At 56.0% G+C, this 17059-nt stretch carries 11 protein-coding genes; 10 read left to right on the forward strand and 1 reads right to left on the reverse strand.

Going from position 1 to position 17059, the window contains the following annotated elements; all coding sequences use genetic code 11:
- Window positions 1-188 precede the first annotated feature (188 nt).
- The 5 genes from cytX to WMO23_RS01650 all read left to right on the forward strand — a co-directional run bounded on the left by cytX (window position 189) and on the right by WMO23_RS01650 (window position 4447).
- Entirely contained in the window at window positions 189-1385 is a 1197-nt protein-coding gene (gene cytX / locus WMO23_RS01630; protein WP_020310660.1) for a putative hydroxymethylpyrimidine transporter CytX, read from the forward strand.
- Between the two features lie 132 nt (window positions 1386-1517).
- Complete coding sequence (locus tag WMO23_RS01635) at window positions 1518-1721, forward strand: hypothetical protein (RefSeq protein WP_020310661.1); 204 nt, start codon at window positions 1518-1520, stop codon at window positions 1719-1721.
- 499 nt (window positions 1722-2220) lie between these two features.
- Window positions 2221-3015 carry an enoyl-CoA hydratase/isomerase family protein gene (locus tag WMO23_RS01640; RefSeq protein WP_020310662.1) on the forward strand — a complete coding sequence of 265 codons (795 nt, stop codon included), beginning with the start codon at window positions 2221-2223 and terminating at the stop codon, window positions 3013-3015.
- A 27-nt stretch (window positions 3016-3042) separates the two neighbouring features.
- Entirely contained in the window at window positions 3043-3780 is a 738-nt protein-coding gene (locus tag WMO23_RS01645; RefSeq protein WP_020310663.1) for a CoA transferase subunit A, read from the forward strand.
- Window positions 3781-3784: 4 nt separating this feature from the next.
- Window positions 3785-4447 carry a 3-oxoacid CoA-transferase subunit B gene (locus WMO23_RS01650; RefSeq protein WP_020310664.1) on the forward strand — a complete coding sequence of 221 codons (663 nt, stop codon included), beginning with the start codon at window positions 3785-3787 and terminating at the stop codon, window positions 4445-4447.
- A 222-nt stretch (window positions 4448-4669) separates the two neighbouring features.
- On the opposite strand, the gene WMO23_RS01655 is transcribed toward WMO23_RS01650, so the two are convergent.
- Window positions 4670-6718, reverse strand: a complete 2049-nt coding sequence (locus tag WMO23_RS01655; protein WP_020310665.1) for a transglycosylase domain-containing protein — start codon at window positions 6716-6718, stop codon at window positions 4670-4672.
- Window positions 6719-7048: 330 nt separating this feature from the next.
- On the opposite strand from WMO23_RS01655, the gene ppsA reads away from it, so the two are divergent.
- From ppsA to WMO23_RS01680, 5 genes are all read left to right on the forward strand, one after another.
- Window positions 7049-9457 (forward strand): phosphoenolpyruvate synthase, encoded by a 2409-nt coding sequence (ppsA, locus tag WMO23_RS01660; RefSeq protein WP_292105796.1) that lies wholly within the window; start codon window positions 7049-7051, stop codon window positions 9455-9457.
- A gap of 198 nt (window positions 9458-9655) precedes the next feature.
- The gene (gene ccpN, locus WMO23_RS01665; protein ID WP_020310667.1) at window positions 9656-10294 is read left to right on the forward strand and encodes a transcriptional regulator CcpN; all 639 of its coding nucleotides are present in this window, start codon (window positions 9656-9658) and stop codon (window positions 10292-10294) included.
- A 2-nt stretch (window positions 10295-10296) separates the two neighbouring features.
- Window positions 10297-11118 (forward strand): pyruvate, water dikinase regulatory protein, encoded by an 822-nt coding sequence (locus tag WMO23_RS01670; protein WP_020310668.1) that lies wholly within the window; start codon window positions 10297-10299, stop codon window positions 11116-11118.
- 120 nt (window positions 11119-11238) lie between these two features.
- Window positions 11239-16080: a nucleotidyl transferase family protein gene (locus WMO23_RS01675; protein WP_020310669.1), complete on the forward strand. Its 4842-nt coding sequence runs from the start codon at window positions 11239-11241 to the stop codon at window positions 16078-16080.
- A complete protein-coding gene (locus tag WMO23_RS01680) occupies window positions 16064-17059 on the forward strand; it encodes a Rossmann-fold NAD(P)-binding domain-containing protein (protein ID WP_292105802.1) in 996 nt (331 codons plus the stop codon). The genes WMO23_RS01675 and WMO23_RS01680 overlap by 17 nt, the downstream gene beginning before the upstream one ends.

Consider the following 17059-nt stretch of genomic DNA (forward strand, 5'->3'; position numbering starts at 1 on the left):
AAACGTATAAATAAAAAAAGATTATAAGATTATTATAGTTATTATTGTTGTTGTTAGCTAAGTATAGCATGAGCCTAAAAAGGAATAAAGCTAAATACCCTTTTTCTTAGTAAAGTGAGTTGAAATTGTGACAAAGTGACTGTCCTGCATAGGGTTTTCCCGGCAGATGTGCTATACTAATAGAGCTAATGATTTATATGCAGAAAGGTTGGTATCATATTGTGAATGAACGTAAGACATCTGTCTTTTCTAACGGCCTGTTATGGTTCGGCGCCGGCATTTCCATCGCTGAAATCCTGACGGGCATGCTTCTGGCACCGCTGGGCTTTGCCAAGGCCTTTGCGGCCATCATCCTGGGCCACCTCATCGGCGGGACAGTCATGTATCTGGCCGGCCTTATCGGCGGGCGGACCGGCGGCAGCGCCATGGAAACGGTGCGCATTTCTTTCGGCACTCAGGGTGCCAAGCTCTTTGCCGGGCTGAATGTCATCCAGCTCGTCGGCTGGACGGCCGTCATGGTCGCCAGTGCCGCCTTGGCAGCCAATACCATCGCCGCCATTGGCGTGTCCTGGTGGAGCCTCATCATCGGCGCCTTCATTGCCTTGTGGATCGTCATGGGCCTGAAGAACCTGAGCAAGGTCAACGTCGTCGTCATGGCGGCGCTGTTCATCTTGACCATCGTCCTCAGCCTGGTCGTCTTCAAAGGCGGTACGCCCCAGGTACCGGCTGGCGACCTGACCTTTGGCGGCGCTGTCGAACTGGCCGTCGCCATGCCGCTGTCGTGGCTGCCGATCATTTCGGACTACACGCGGACGGCTGAAAAGCCGGGCCTGGCTACGGCGGCCAGCTGTAGTGCCTATTTCATCGCCAGCTCGTGGATGTTCCTCATCGGCATGGGCGCCGCCCTGTTCACCGGGCAGGACGATATTGCGGCCATCATGGTCCAGGCCGGCATGGGCGTGGCCGGGATCCTCGTCGTCCTCTTGTCGACAGTGACGACGACCTTCCTCGATGCCTTTTCAGCCGGCGTCAGCTGCCAGAGCCTGGTTCCCAAGGTTTCGGATAAGGTCCTGGCTCTCATCGCCACCGTCCTGGGCGTCATCCTGGCCATCTTCGCCGCGCCGGACCAGTTCCAGGACTTCCTCTACCTCATCGGTTCGGTCTTTGCGCCGATGACGGCCATCCTCTTGTCGGATTTCTTCATCCTCAAGCAGGACCACACGGCAGACAGCGTCAACTGGCTCAACCTGGTCCTCTGGGTCCTGGGCGTCATCTTGTACCGCTTTCTGCTCAACGTCGATACGCCAGTGGGCATTACGGTCCCTGTCGTCGTCATCCTCATGGTCATCAGTGCTTTGGTCCATAAGGTATTGAATAAAGCATAAAGAGATTCTAATATTGAATTGATGAAATGCAAAAATGATTCGTAATTAGCATTGACAAAAAGGCATTGAAAAGCGTAAACTTATGCTCAAGCAAGATAATAATGATTGAAGTCTTAAGAGGAGGCTTTTCAGATGAATAAACACTTTACTTTCGATGATATGATCAATACCATGATGCCCCTGCCCATCAGCGGCAACGCCAACGGCGAAGGCATCTACTGCCGCGGTCAGGAACTCGTCGCTTCCATGGACCAGCCGAAAGAAACGGCCCATCAGGAAAAAGAAAACCGCGGATTCGACCTCCGCGGCATCTTCTGCCAGTATTGCATCGATTAATAAAAAGCTAGTGGTTAGTGGCTAGTGGCTAGTTGTTAGCGGATGGTTTTAAATTTAAGGGGATTTGCTGCAAACTAAAAACTATAAACTTAAAACTCAAAAAGAGGCTGTCTTCATGCGACAGCCTCTTTTACGTTGTTAGCAGCTAGCGGTTAGGGGCTAGCGGATGGAAAGGATTTAGCCTCTCCTGCTAGGAGAGGTGGCCCGAATGGGCCGGAGAGGTTTAACCTCGTAGGGGCTCGCACGTGCGGGGATATGCAGGAATCCCGTGACCCATTTATCTGAAGCGGGCGCCCCACGTGGTCGCCCCTACGAGCTACGAACCACGAACCACGAGCCCCACGAGCCACGAGCCACGAGCCACTAAAAAGGCGCTGTCGCGAGACAGCGCCTTTTTCATGCCTTTCAAGTATAGGTTTTTTACTAAAATATATGTTATAATATGAATATAAGGAAAGCTTAACTTTCCGTTTTGTTATAGTTGCGAGGAGGAATTCATATGAAGCTCAAAAAATTGCACTATACTGTCGAGGACGGTATTGCTGTCGTTCAGCTCGATTATCCCAAGAATCTCAATGCCATCGATGAAGAAATGGCCGATGAACTGCTCTACGTCGTCCAGGCGGCTGAAGCCGATGAATCGGTGAAAGTCGTCGTCTTCAAAGGTTCTCCCCGTGCTTTTTCGGCTGGTGGCGACATCGGCTACTTCTACCAGCTCATCAAGGCCGGCGGTGACGTCAATATGGACGGCCTCATCGGCAAGGTAGGCAAGGTCACGGACGGCCTGAAGAAGATGAGCAAGATGGTCATCGCCTCGGTCAGCGGTGCCGCAGCCGGTGCCGGTGCCAGCCTGGCACTGACGGCAGATTTTATCATTTGCAGTGAAAACGCCAAGTTCATCATGGCCTTCGTCAACCTGGGCCTGGTCCCCGATACGGGTGGTTCGTATTTGCTGGTCAAACAGCTGGGGCCGAAACGGGCCATGGATATCTGTGCGACCGGCCGGCCGGTGAGCGCTCAGGAAGCCAAGGACCTGGGCATCGTCTACCGCATCGTGCCCAACGAGGACCTCGACGGTGAAACGATGAAGTTTGCCAAGAAATTGGCGTCAGGGCCGATCATTTCCTACAAGAATATCAAGCGCCAGATCTATGCAGCCGCCTTTGCCGAATACCAGCACTACCTGGAAAATATCGAAGTCCCGTGCCAGCGCGAATGTGCCCGGACCAAGGATTTCGCCGAAGGCGTCTGCGCGTTCATGGAAAAACGGCGTCCCCATTTTACCGGCCAGTAAGGCTGCTTTGTGAAGGGAGTGAGTACGGTGTTATCGAAAGTATTTTCTCTCCAAGATATCCTGGAACATATCCACGATGGCCAGACCATCATGTTCGGCGACTGGCACGGCCAGTTTGCAGCCGATGAGATCATCGACGGCATGCTGGAAAAAGGCGTCAAGGATATCAAAGCTATCGCCGTATCGGCGGGCTATCCCGGCCAGGGCGTAGGCAAACTCATCGTGGCCCATCGCGTATCGTCCATCATTACGACCCATATCGGCCTCAACCCGGAAGCACTGAAACAGATGCTGGCAGGTGAACTGGCCGTCGAATTCGTTCCCCAAGGGACCTGGGCCGAACGGGTGCGCTGCGGCGGTGCCGGATTGGGCGGCGTCCTCACGCCGACGGGCGTCGGGACGAGTGTCGAAGAAGGGAAACAGAAGCTGGTCATCGACGGGAAAGAATACCTCCTGGAATTGCCGCTCCATGCCGACGTGGCCCTGGTCAAAGCGACCAAAGCCGATACGGCAGGCAATCTCTATTTCCGCATGAATTCACGGGCGACGAACAGCACCATTGCCTATGCTGCTGATTTCGTCGCTGCCGAAGTCGAAGAAATCGTCCCTGTCGGCCAGCTTTCGCCGGAAGAAATCGCCATTCCGGCGCCCGTCGTCGATATGGTCTATGAACGGCAGGGCGAAAAACGCTATGTCTGCCCGATGTGGAAAAAGGCCAGGGCCCGTGCCGAAGCTAAAGCGCGGGAACGGCAGGAAAGGGGATGAGGTCATGGTCGAACGGAAAGGAAGAGCTTTGATTGCCTGGCGGTGTGCCCAATTCTTCAAAAATGGGGATTTCGTCAATTTAGGAATCGGCCTGCCCCTGATGTGCGTCAACTACCTGCCTGAAGGCGTAGACCTCTGGCTGGAAGCGGAAATAGGCACGGTCGGCAGCGGCCCGTCGCCGGATTGGGACCATGTCGACATCGACGTCATCGACGCCGGCGGCCAGCCGGCCTCAGTCATTACCGGCGGCAGCGTCTATGACCACGAAACGTCCTTTGCCTTCATCCGCGGCGGTCATATCGACGCGACTGTCCTGGGAACGCTGCAAGTCGACCAGGAAGGGAATATCGCCAACTGGACCATTCCTGGGAAATTCGCTCCCGGTATGGGCGGGGCCATGGACCTCTGTGCCGGTGTCAAGAAAATCATCGTCGCCACGGACCATTGCGAAAAGAGCGGCCATTCCAAGATACTGAAGAAATGTACGCTGCCCCTGACGGGAGCCCATTGCGTCACCGATATCGTAACCGAACGCGGCTACTTTGAAGTCACACCGCAGGGCCTGGTCCTGCGGGAACTGGCACCGGGCTATACCGTAGAAGATATCCGGGCCTGCACGGAAGCAGACTTCATCGTCCCCGAAACCATCGCCGTCATGGGCGGATGAGGGGAGGTCGCACGAAGGCTTCGTAAGCCTCTCCTACTAGGAGAGGTGGCCCAAATGGGTCGGAGAGGTTTAACCTTGTAGGGGATGTTTTTATACATCACCCGTCATGTATAATGTGGGCATCATTATTTCAGGCGGGCCGCCCTTTGGGACGGCCCCTACGAATACTGCAAACTCAATACTCAAAAAGAGGCTGTCGCACATGCGACAGCCTCTTTTTCACTATTCCTTATTATTGCGGTCGGCTTGTTGTCTGGCCGGCTGCTGGGTCTGTTGTTTGGATTTTTCTTTGGTCGTCGTTTTTTCGGTCGTCGCCGATTTTTTCTTCGGTTCTTCCCGGTCGTCGCTGCGGACGCTGTTACTGGAAGATGAAGACGACGTCGTTTCTTTACGGCGTTCCATGCCTGACGGGGCGGAGAAGTCGCCACCCGATTCATCGGACGTAGCCGACGACATGTAATCCTTCCAGATTTCTGCCGGGATCGTGCCGCCGTAGATTTCGCCTAAGCTGTGCGAACCCGTATCGTCGCCAATCCATACGGCTGTGACGATGTCCGGCGTGTAGCCGACGAACCAGGCGTCTTTGTTGTCGTCTGTCGTACCGGTCTTGCCGGCGGCCGGACGGCCGATGGCGGCGGCTGTCCCTGTGCCGTGGTCGATGACGCCTTCGAGCATAGTCGTCATTTCATAGGCTTCCCGTTCGGACATGACGCGGGTCTTCGTTTCTTCTTTTTCTAACGTCGATGCGTCTTCCAGGACGTTACCGTCGCGGTCGAGGATTTTGACGATAGCCGTCGGTTTGACGTGGACGCCCTTATTGGCAAAGGTGCCATAAGCACTGGCCATTTCCAGCGGCGTGACGCCTTTGGTCAGGCCGCCCAGGGCCATGGCCAGGTTGTCGTCTTTGGCGTCGAGGGTGGTAATGCCCATCTTCTTGGCATTGGCGATGATGTTCTTCGTGCCGACTTTGTCAGCCAGCTGGACGGCGATGGTGTTGACCGAGTGGGCCAGGGCATCGCTGAGGGTCATGGTACCGCTGTAGGAGCCGCCGGCGTTCTTCGGGCTCCAGCTGCCGTAGGTGACGGGCTGGTCGTCCATGGTCGTATCCGGCGTCATGTCGTGCTGCAGCGCCGTCAGGTAGACGAAAGGCTTGAAGGCCGAACCAGGCTGGCGGACAGCCATGCTGGCGCGGTTGAAGCTATCCTGTCCGCGGCCGCCGACCATGGCCAGGATGTGGCCCGTCTTGGGGTCGATGGAGACGATGGCTGCCTGCGGCTGAGTCAGGCCGTTTTCGTCAGTGTAGTTGTTGGGCAGGTTGCGCATGGCCCGGACGGCGGCGTGCTGCTTGTCGACGTCCATGGTCGTGTAGATCTTGAGGCCTTCCTTATAGAGGGCATCGTCGCCGTATTTCTTGGCGACCTGCTGGGAGACGTAGTCGATGAAGGATGCATATTCGTCGGCTTCTTTGGACTGATGGCTCTTGGAGAGGCCCAGGTCCTGGTTCTTGGCGTCTTCCGCTTCGGCAGCCGATACGTAGCCGTATTTGACCATCTGGTCGAGGACGACGTTCTTGCGCTTCTTGGCTTCGTTCAAGTTGTTGAAGGGCGAGTAGTAGTTCGGGCTCTTAGGCAGGCCGGCCAGCATGGCGCACTGCGTCAGGGTCAGTTCGTTGACGTCTTTGTTGAAATACGTCTTGGCCGCTGTCTGGATGCCATAGGCACCCTGGCCGAAGTAAATCTGGTTCATGTACATTTCCAGGATTTCTTTTTTACTGTATTTGTGTTCGATTTCCAGGGCCAGCATGGCTTCCTGTATCTTACGCTTCAATGTCTGTTCCTGGGACAGGAAGGCGTTCTTGGCCAGCTGTTGGGTGATGGTACTGCCGCCCTGGGCGATGCCGCGGTTGGTCAGGTTGGCAAAGATGGCGCGGAAGATGCCGATAGGGTCGATGCCGATGTGTTCATAGAAGCGGTTGTCTTCGGCAGCGATGAAGGCATTCTGCAGATTCTGCGGCACTTTGTTGATGTCGATGGGCAAGCGGTTCTGATCGGAATGAAGGGTCGTGATCAGCCGGCCGTGGGAATCGAAGACCTGTGATGAAACGGCAGGCCGCATGTTATTGCCTACAGCAGGCAAACTTTGATAGGCAGCAAAAATATAGCCAAACCCTAAGCCTGCGAAAACGACAAGGCATAAGGCGATGAAAAGGCGGATGCGGCGAAGGGGACCGGCTTTTTTGGCTTTTTTTGCTCTGCGTCTGGGTGTATACATTTTTTCCTCCTACGTGACGACGTAATCGTTCAAGATGAGCAGGTAATGAGACATTACTAATTTCTTATTATATCACATCATACATCATTATCCTATATAGGCGGGACATAGGAGGGACAGGTTGAAAAAATTTAAAGTCTTTTTGGCGATTAAATCGTTTTACGCTACACGGAATCCGAAAATATTTCATATGTAGTATACTCTTTAAAAGAGTATCGTGTAGCTTTTTTAGAAATGCCATTGACAATCGCAGAAAAATAGCGTACTATAAACGTAACAAGCAGACAATTTAGCATACACGCTTGGTTATAATAGCAGGAGGTAAGGATTATGGCAAAGGACAGAGAAAAAGCATTTGTATTGTGGTTCGATGAACTGCGCAGAGCCGATGTAGCTCTCGTAGGCGGTAAATCGTCTTCCCTCGGTGAATTGACGTCTCAGACGGATGTTCCCGTTCCCTATGGGTTCGCGACGACAGCCGAAGGCTATCGCCATTTCATGCATGAAACGGGCATGGACGTCAAGATCCCGGAATTACTGAAAGGCCTGACCGACGTCGAAGACGCTGTCCAGCTCCGCGATGTGACGGCAAAGATCCGCAAGGCCATCTGTGATGCAGAAATGCCGGCCGACTTGGCAGCCGATATCCGCAAGAGTTACGAAGAATTGGGTAAGAAAGTCGGCGAAGCCAATCCTTTCGTCGCCGTCCGCTCCAGTGCAACCGCTGAAGACTTGCCGGACGCCAGCTTTGCCGGTCAGCAGGATACGTACCTCAACGTCCAGGGGGCTGACATGGTCATCCAGAAGGTCAAGGAATGTTACGCATCGACCTTTACCGACCGCGCTACGTACTACCGCACGAAACAGGGCTTCGATCATCTCTCCGTCGCTTTGAGCGCCGCTATCCAGATGATGGTCTTCTCCAAAGCTGCCGGCGTCATGTTCACCGTCGACCTGGTCACGGGCGATGATTCGACGATTACCATCGAAGGGGCCTGGGGCCTCGGCGAATACGTCGTACAGGGCACGGTTACGCCGGATAACTTCAAAGTCCGCAAAGACGACCTGACCATCCTCTCCAAGATGATCAATACCAAACCGATCGAACTGGTCCGCAAACCGGGCGGCGATTGCGAAGAAAAACTCGTTCCGCCGGAACTGCAGAAACAGCAGGTCATTACGGACGAACAGGTAAAGGAACTGGCTACGTACGCCAAAGCTATTGAAAAGCATTACGGCTGCTACATGGATATGGAATGGGGCGTCGACGAACGGACCAATAAGGTATGGCTCCTCCAGGCCCGTCCGGAAACGGTATGGTCCAAGAAGAATAAAGAAAAGAAAGAAGCCGCTGCCGAAAAGGCCGCTGTCACGACGGACCGCAAAGTCGTCGTCAAAGGCCTGCCGGCCAGCCCGGGCAGCGCTGCTGGCAAAGCCCATGTCATCCTCGACCCGTCGAAGATCGCTGAATTCAAAGACGGTGAAATCCTGGTTACGACCATGACCGCTCCGGACTGGGTACCGGCCATGAAGAAGGCCAAGGCCATCGTCACCGATGCCGGCGGCATGACCTGCCACGCTTCCATCGTCAGCCGTGAATTGGGCATCCCCTGCATCGTCGGCACGAAGAGCCGCAGCGTCGAAGCGACGACAACCATCCAGGATGGCGCAGAAATCACAGTCGATGCGACGAACGGCATCGTCTATGAAGGCATCGTCGCCGACATCGTCAAACCGGAAGCTGCTGAAGCCCCGGCCGGCCAGACTGCAACGACCGTCGTCGCTGCCGAAGCCGCTCCGATTACGGGCACGAAGATTTACATGAACCTGGGCAACCCGGATTTGGCTGAAAAATACGGCAAACTGCCTTGCGACGGCATCGGCCTCATGCGCGAAGAATTCATCTGGACGACATTCATTCATGAACACCCGTTATACCTCATCGAAACGGGCCGGGCTGACCGCGTCGTCGATCAGTTGTCCGAAGGTATCCGCAAAGTCTGCCAGGCACTGGCTCCGCGTCCGGTCACGCTGCGCCTGAGCGACTTCAAATCGAGTGAATACCGCAACCTGACAGGCGGTGACAAATACGAACCCCAGGAAAGCAGCGCCCTCCTCGGCTGGCGCGGTGCTTCCCGTTACTATGATCCGAAATACGTCGAAGCCTTCAAACTGGAACTGAAAGCTGTCCGCAAAGTCCGCGAAGAATACGGCTACAAGAACCTCAACGTCATGATCCCCTTCTGCCGCCGCGTCGATGAAATGCAGAAAGTCGTCGACCTCATGGCTCAGGAAGGCCTCCACCGCGGTCCGGACTTCAAGGTCTGGCTCATGGCTGAAATCCCGTCCAATATCATCCTGGCCGACCAGTTCAACCAGTTCGTCGATGGCTATTCCATCGGCTCCAACGACCTGACCATGCTCATCATGGGCTGCGACCGCGACAACGATACGATAGCACCGCTCTTCGATGAACGCAACCTGGCAGTCAAACGGGCTATCCGCCATCTCATTGCCGTAGCCCATAAGGACGGCAAGACCGTTTCCATCTGCGGCCAGGCACCGAGCGTCTATCCGGACTTCGCTGAATTCCTGGTCAAGAGCGGCATCGATTCCATCTCGGTCAACCCCGATGCCGTCGTATCGACACGGAAACACGTGGCACAAGTCGAACAGCGTATCCTCCTCGATTCGCTGACAGGCAAGGGCCGTGCTGATACAGAAGATTATACGTGGTAATAGCATATCCGATTTATGAGTAATAGAAAGGCGGTCCCAAAAGAAAAACAGACTTTTGGGCCGCCTTTTTCTCATACTAGGACCTTGTATTATACACTATTTGCATATTATACATCTTATATCGCGGGATGTTTTTATATATGTTATGATAATAAGTGAATAAGAGAACGCTTGCTATGTAGGGGGTGAAAAGACGCTATGTTATCGGAACGTCAGGAAACGATTTTACAGATTGTAAAGGAAAACAGTCCGATTACGGGCCAGCATATTGCCAACCGGCTCCACGTGACGCGGGCAGCCCTGCGCTCGGACCTGGCCATCCTGACCATGTTAGGGCTCATCGATGCGCGGCCGAAATTAGGCTACTTTTTTACGGGCAATAAAGAAAAAGACCTGCTCTCGCGGGCCATCACGGATATCACCATTGATTCCTGCCTGTCGCAGCCTGTGATCGTCGGTGAGCATACGAGTGCTTACGATGCGATCATCGCCATGTTTACGGAAGATGCGGGGACCGTCTTTGTCGGGACGGACAATATCCTGGCCGGCGTCGTATCGCGAAAGGATTTATTGAAAACGGCTATGGGCAGCAATGACCTGCGGGCCCTGCCGGTGCGCATGGTCATGACGCCAGTGAGCAAAGTGATCTATGCCCAGCCTGAGGAAAAGGCTATCGTCGCCGCTCAGCGCCTGATCGAATATGAAATCGACTGCCTGCCTGTCGTCGAGGTCGAAAGTACCGATGAAGACGACAAGAAGGAATTGAAGATCCTTGGCAGGATATCAAAAACGAACATAACCCGTCTCTTTGTAGAATGTGGGTTAGGGAGGAGATAACTGTGGAAAAACCGATTATTTATGCCTGCTCAGACTCGCTTGGTGAAACGGCTGAACGCGTCGCCCGGGCAGCAGCCAGCCAGTACGACAAGCAAGAATTCAACATCATCCGCGTACCGTACATCCGGTCGGAACAGCAAATCGAGGAGCTGGTCTGCAAGGCCGAAGCTCACAATGCCATGATCTGCTACACCATCATTTCGCCGACCCTGCGCCGGAAACTGTGGGAACTGACTAAGTCGGCCAACGTCACCGTCGTCGATATCATCGGCCCCATGCTGGCCGGCGTCGGCACCCTGACGGATACGGAACCGACTTTGAAGGCCGGCATGATCCATCAGCTCGACGAAGAATATTTCAAACGCGTCGAAGCTATCGAATTCGCCGTCAAATACGACGACGGCAAGAACCCCATGGGCTTCTTGAAGGCCGATATCGTCATCGTCGGCGTCTCGCGCACGTCGAAGACGCCCCTTTCCATGTACCTGGCCCATAAGCGCATCAAAGCGGCCAACCTGCCGCTGGTGCCGGAAGTCAGCCTGCCGCCGGAACTGTTCCAGATCCCGGCCCGCAAGATCGTCGGCCTCATCATCGACCCGTTCAAGCTGAATTTCATCCGTTCGGAACGGCTGCGCAGCATGGGGCTCGATGCCAACGCCAGCTACGCCAATATCGAACGCATCAATGAAGAACTGGAATATGCCCGCGGTGTCATGCGCCGCCTCCATTGTCCCATCATCGATGTGTCGTCCAAGGCTATCGAAGAAACGGCGAACCTGGTCATGGAAATCGTCAAACGCAATAAAGAACTGTATCCAGAATAAAATCAGCCAATGGCGGCGAGGGGGGCTTGTTGCATCATGGTTCTTACCATTATGCAAGGGCCCTTTTTGCGTCACTGCGTGAGGTTTGACATTACGACATCAAACTTCGGAAGGAGCACTATGAAAGATTCGACGACAGCCATTTTCACGTCCCTGTCGGCGGCCCTGGAGAGCCGGCATTTTTTGGCGACGCTGGGAATGGAAAAAGATGAAATGACGGCCTGGATACGCCGCAGCCGCCTGCGGTCCCTGGCCGATGAATTACAGCACTGCCGCGACGGGGAAGGGCGCTTTTCTTCGCCTGCTGTCGTCGCGGCGGCCAAACCCTATCTGGACTGCCTCCGGGACGAACCGGCCGGCGGCTGGCTGCGCTGCTGCCATCAGCGCGTCCTGGCCCGCCTCTTTCCCGGTTCCTGCCAGGGCCCGGAGGCCATGGCCCTGACAGGGCGCGGCAGTCATGGCGACATCTACCGGCGGGGCTGCCTGATCCTCATGCAGGTCCTGTGCGGCCTCTACCGCTATGAACGCCAGGTCCTGCCCTTCGACCCCAAGCGGGACATGCCCCTGGTATCGGTCCAGGAAATCATGGCCCACGGCTACACCAAGGAATACCTGCGCCTGCGTACACTGGCTGCCGACGATTATATTTATGAATTCATGCGCATCGGCGTCGACATTACGCCTTTCAATACGCTGGGCCACGTCGGCGGCGTCCACTACGTCGCCGTTTACGCAGCTCGCCAGCTGGCGCGGAACGGCATCCCCGTCGACGTCGCCCTCATTTCCGGCGCCGCTGCCTGCCATGATATCGGCAAGTACGGCTGCAAGAAGAATGAAGAGAAGCGGGTCCCTTATTTACATTATTATTATACGGGCATGTGCTGCCGCCGCCTGGGCCTGCCGGGTATCGGCCACATCGCGGCTAACCATTCCGTCTGGGACCTGGAACTGGAAAACCTGTCCGTCGAATCGCTGTTGCTCATTTATGCCGATTTCCGCGTCAAGAGCAGCCGCGATGCCCAGGGAAGGGAAATCGTCCATTTCTATTCCCTGGCCCAGGCCTTCGACGTCATCCTGGGGAAGCTGGATAATGTCGACGACGCCAAGCGCCAGCGCTATCAGAAAGTCTATGCTAAATTGGCGGACTTTGAAGATTTCATGAAAGAACACGGCGCCGTCACCGAACTGCCTGCCGACTTCGCCTGGGAACCGGCCGACCCGCCGCAGCCCATCCATCGGGAAAAAGTCCTCCTCGAAGGCAATGACGTCATTGCCCAGCTCAAATATGCCGCCATCGACCACAACATCCGCCTCATGAGCATCTTCCGTGATGAAAGCGATTTTGGCAACCTCATCGAAGCGGCCCGCAGCGAGCGGCAGTGGAAGAATGTCCGCACGTATATCGGCATCTTCGAGGAATATTCGACGTACATGACGGAGCATCAGAAGCTCATGACCCTGAAGTTCCTCTACGAGCTCTTGTCCCACCGCGAAGGCGACATCCGCCTGCAGGCGGCAGCCCTCATGGGACGCATCATCGCCAATTTCAACGATACGTATACCAAGGAACTGCCCGAAGGCGTCTCCCTGCCGGCCAAGGCCGTGACCAACCTGTCCCTGTTCACGACCTACCTGGACCGCATCATCTGCCCGGATATCCGCTTCACCGAGCAGCATAAGCTGTGGATCGGCTACTGCCTGAGCACCTTTGTATCGGCCGTCCTGCACCGCTGTGCCCGGTCCCAGCGTCCCCGCTATACGGCCGTCATGGGGCCGTATTATGAACGGCGCAATTACAGTGAAGAAGAGTATATCATCCTCTTGAAGGTCCTGGCCGACATGGACCGGGACTATCTGGACGAAGCCTTTATGGCCGCCGCCGGCCCCTTCATAGAAAGGGCCAAGCAGAGTGAATCCTTCAACCTGCGCGTGGCCGCCCTGAACTGCGCCCGCCACGTCTTTGCCGACTATACGGATGACTTGTACTATAAGGACCTGCTCAAGGTCATGAACCTGCCTGAAGGGCGGGACGCCTTCTTTGAACGGGAAGGCAACCTCTTCCTGGCCGACCTCAAGATGGGGACCCATTGGGTCGTCAAAGTGGCCAACCTGGAACTCATGCTGCGCTACATCGACGGCCAGAGCGATGCCGGCAGCGTCATGCATCTCGGGACCCATCTGACCAATCTGCTCAAGGTCAGCGAATCCATCTTCGTCCGCCGCGCCGCCGGCAACAGCCTGCTCAAGATTGCCTCGAACATGACTTATGCCCAGCGCAACGAACTGACGGTCGAACTGTTCAACGGCCTGGAAATCGGCGACCCGCAGATTTCTAAATACGTGCCGGAATTTTTGGGCAAGATGATCCTCAAGCTGCCGCCGCGGGAGTTCGACGAATTCGTCAAGACCATCGAAGGCCAGCTGCTGACGGTCAACATCCCCTTGGCAGCGTCCATGGTCCAGACAGTGGGCATCATTTTGGAACAATTCGACGAATTTGCCAAAGAGTTCTCAGAAGACCCGGCGGTCAACGAAAAGCGCCAGCGCCGCCTGCTGTACATCATGATCAAGGCCTATGCCCATTACAATAAGGAACTGAGCCGCGACGCCTTTCGCGATTTAGGGAAATTCATCTTCCACAGCCCGCTCATGCCGGACGAACGGAAAGATTTCCTCTTCAGCCACTGCTATAAGAAACTCCTGGTCCTCCTCGATGAGAACAGCGAAGAAAACCTGGATTTCTACAGTAATTCGGCCGTGCTCAACCATATTTACCGCTACATCAGCCAGCACGAATTCGCCAGAGGGCCCTTTACCTTTGAAACAGGCCGCAAGCCCTGCTTCTATCCGGGGACCTTCGACCCCTTCAGCCTGGGCCACAAGGCCGTGGCCTGCAAGATACGCGACCTGGGCTTCGACATTTACCTGGCCCTCGATGAATTTTCCTGGTCCAAGCACACCCAGCCGCGGCTCATGCGCCGCAAGATCATGAACATATCCGTCGCCGATGAAGAGAACATGTATCCCTTCCCGGACGATATCCCCATCAACATCGCCAATCCGGCGGACATCAAGAAGCTCAAGGACATCTTTGCCGGCCGGGACCTGTACATCGCCGTCGGCACGGACGTCATCGAAAATGCGTCGGCTTACCGGGCCGTACCGACGCCGGATTCGATCCATACGGTCAACCATATCGCCTTCGCCAGGGAGACGCGGGAAAATGCCGAACCGGACCAGCATGAAAAGACCTACGGCATCCAGGCCAAGGTCATCCGCCTGACGCTGGACAAGTTCTACGAAGACATCAGCTCGACGAAGATACGCGAGAACATCGACCTTAACCGGGATATTTCCAACCTCATCGACGCCGTGGCACAGAACTTCATTTACGATAACAACCTTTACCTGCGCGAACCGGCGTACAAGCACGTCCTGGAAGCTCGGGAAATCGGCATCGGCTCTTTCAAGCCGCGCGGCGCCGAAAGCCTGTGGCCCATCTGCAGCGCCCTCTGGGATAAAGGCTACCATACGGAGACCGTCGACAGCTACGTCGAAAAGGACTATGTCTGGACGCTGTACATCGACGACGCCAGCCAGGAGCGCAAGATGATCGCTTACGCCGCCGTCCACCGCGTGGGCTCCCGCGATTTGCTGCGCGAGTTCCACGACTCGGCCATTGCCTCGCACATCCGCGATGCCGCTGACGGAGGCATTGCCTGCATCGGCTTTCTCTATGCCGACGACATGGCCGGCATTGCCAATGTCAGCCAGATCATCATTACGGAAATCCTGACAGAGCTCATTGCCCGCGACTACGCCTACGCCGTCTACCATCCCGTCGATCCGGCCGGCTGCGAGCAGCCCGTCATCGACGCATTGCGCCGCCAGGGGTTCGTCAACATTGCGCCGCCGGAAGAGACGCCGATTTATGCAGTCAACATGAAATCGCCCATCGTCATTTTCCGCGACGTCGAAACGACCATCAAGAACCCCTTCAACAAGAATCCCCGCGTCCGCCGGGCCATCTACGAGGCCCACAACAATCTGTTGTCGGTCATGAACCACATTTATCCGGGCCAGCTCATCCTGTCTTTCAACATGAGTGCCTTTTATAATAAGATCATCAAGAAAGTCGCTGAAATCAACGGCGTTTCCATCGTCGAAGACAAGAAGAAGCGCCGCGGCCCGTACATGACCGTTCCCTTTGGCAAGGCCCTGAGCGATGTCCTCGTACCCAACACGGTGACCAAGGGCCTGCACATCGACAAGTATTTCGACCGCACGGTCAAGTCTTTTACCATCGCCGAATGTCAGCACTATTCGTCCGTCGACAATCAGGTCAAGACCATCAAGTCCTTCGACAGGCCGGTCATCCTCATCGACGACCTCCTGCACAAAGGCCACCGCATGCGCATGCTGACGCCCTACCTGGAACAGAACGGCGTCGAAATCAAGGAAGTCCTGGTCGGCGTCATGACCGGTCAGGCCATGGACATGATGGAAGAAAAGGACATCCGCGCCGAGAGCGCTTATTTCCTGCCCAGCCTGGAAGTCTGGCTCAACGAAAGGGACTGCTATCCCTTCATCGGCGGCGACAGCCTGGACAATGCCCATAACTACAGCGGCTACGGCCGCAATCCGTCGATCAACCTGGTCCTGCCCTATGTCAAGCCGGCTTTCATCGGCAAGGGCAACAGCGACGCCGACTACTTATACTCCCTGACGTGTCTGCAAAATGCCGCATCTATCATGGAGACATTGCAGGACGTCTACCAGGAAACCTTTGAAAAACGCCTGACCCTGAAGCGGCTCGGCGAAGTCATTACCTACCCGCGCATCCCCGATATCGACGTCGGCGTCAAGTTCGATGAGAACATGGACCCGACGCGCTTCATCAAGAACGATATCGAACGGCTCATCCGCCTGCGCTGGGGGGAAGGAGATGGAGAACTTGAATAAATGGATACATGATCTGCCCGGAGAAATCGGAGCCTCTGCCATGCCCCTCGACAGGGCACCGCAGCTGGCCGGGAAGGCCCGCGTCCATATCGTCGCCTTGGGCGATGTGGGCACGACCATGCTCATCGGCCTGCTCCTGGCCGGCCAGGACGTCATCGGTTCTGTCGGCATGTGCGATATCAACGAGAAGAACCTGGCCCGCCTGGAAATGGAGATGAACCAGATACGCTACCCCTTTGCCGGACTGGATGGCTGTGACGACCCGGTCCTGCCGGCCGTGACCATCGTCCCGGAAAAAGACGTCTTCGACTGCGATGTCTTCATTTTCTGTGCCAGCAAGGGCGTACCGCCTGTCGGCGCCGGCGGCGACGTGCGCATGGCCCAGCTCGAAGCCAACCGCAGTCTCGTCGCCCATTATGCGGCCCTGGCCCGCCAGGCCGGCTTCGGCGGCCAGGTCTGCATCGTATCGGATCCGGTCGACCCCTTGTGCCGCGCCTTTTTGACCGCTTCCGGTCTCCATCCGTCGCAGATCCAGGGCTACGGCCTGGGCGTCATGCATGCCCGGGCCTGCTACTATGCGAAAAAGGATCCGCGCTTCGCCCATTATCTGCAAGAAGGCCGCGCCTTTGGACCCCACGGGGTAGACCTGGTCATCGCCGACCGCCTCGACGGCTATGACGACGCGCTGTCCAGGGAACTGACGGACCTCGTCGTCCATGCCAACGTCGCCGTCCGCGACCTGGGCTACAAGCCCTACATCGCCCCGGCCCTGTCGTCGGCGGCCTTGTCGATCATCCTGACCCTGCGCGGCCAGTGGCATTACGGGTCGGTCTACCTCGGCGATACATCGAAAGGCGCTTTCTTCGGCGTCAAGAACCGCGTCGCCGGCGGCTGCGTGACCTATGAAGACGTCTGTGCCTGCCCGGCCCTCTATGCGCGCTGGAAACGGGCTTATACGGCACTGAGCCGCCTCGTATAG

The organism is Megasphaera intestinihominis (genome assembly GCF_040096415.1).
Taxonomy (GTDB): Bacteria; Bacillota; Negativicutes; order Veillonellales; family Megasphaeraceae; genus Megasphaera; species Megasphaera intestinihominis.

Excerpts from the sequence above, each read along its gene's own strand:
- WMO23_RS01640 (WP_020310662.1), top strand. The coding sequence starts at position 2,221 with ATGAAGCTCAAAAAATTGCACTATACTGTCGAGGACGGTATTGCTGTC.
- ccpN (WP_020310667.1), top strand. The coding sequence starts at position 9,656 with ATGTTATCGGAACGTCAGGAAACGATTTTACAGATTGTAAAGGAAAAC.
- WMO23_RS01675 (WP_020310669.1), top strand. The coding sequence starts at position 11,239 with ATGAAAGATTCGACGACAGCCATTTTCACGTCCCTGTCGGCGGCCCTG.
- ppsA (WP_292105796.1), top strand. The coding sequence starts at position 7,049 with ATGGCAAAGGACAGAGAAAAAGCATTTGTATTGTGGTTCGATGAACTG.
- WMO23_RS01680 (WP_292105802.1), top strand. The coding sequence starts at position 16,064 with ATGGAGAACTTGAATAAATGGATACATGATCTGCCCGGAGAAATCGGA.
- WMO23_RS01635 (WP_020310661.1), top strand. The coding sequence starts at position 1,518 with ATGAATAAACACTTTACTTTCGATGATATGATCAATACCATGATGCCC.
- WMO23_RS01655 (WP_020310665.1), bottom strand. The coding sequence starts at position 6,718 with ATGTATACACCCAGACGCAGAGCAAAAAAAGCCAAAAAAGCCGGTCCC.
- cytX (WP_020310660.1), top strand. The coding sequence starts at position 189 with ATGATTTATATGCAGAAAGGTTGGTATCATATTGTGAATGAACGTAAG.
- WMO23_RS01650 (WP_020310664.1), top strand. The coding sequence starts at position 3,785 with ATGGTCGAACGGAAAGGAAGAGCTTTGATTGCCTGGCGGTGTGCCCAA.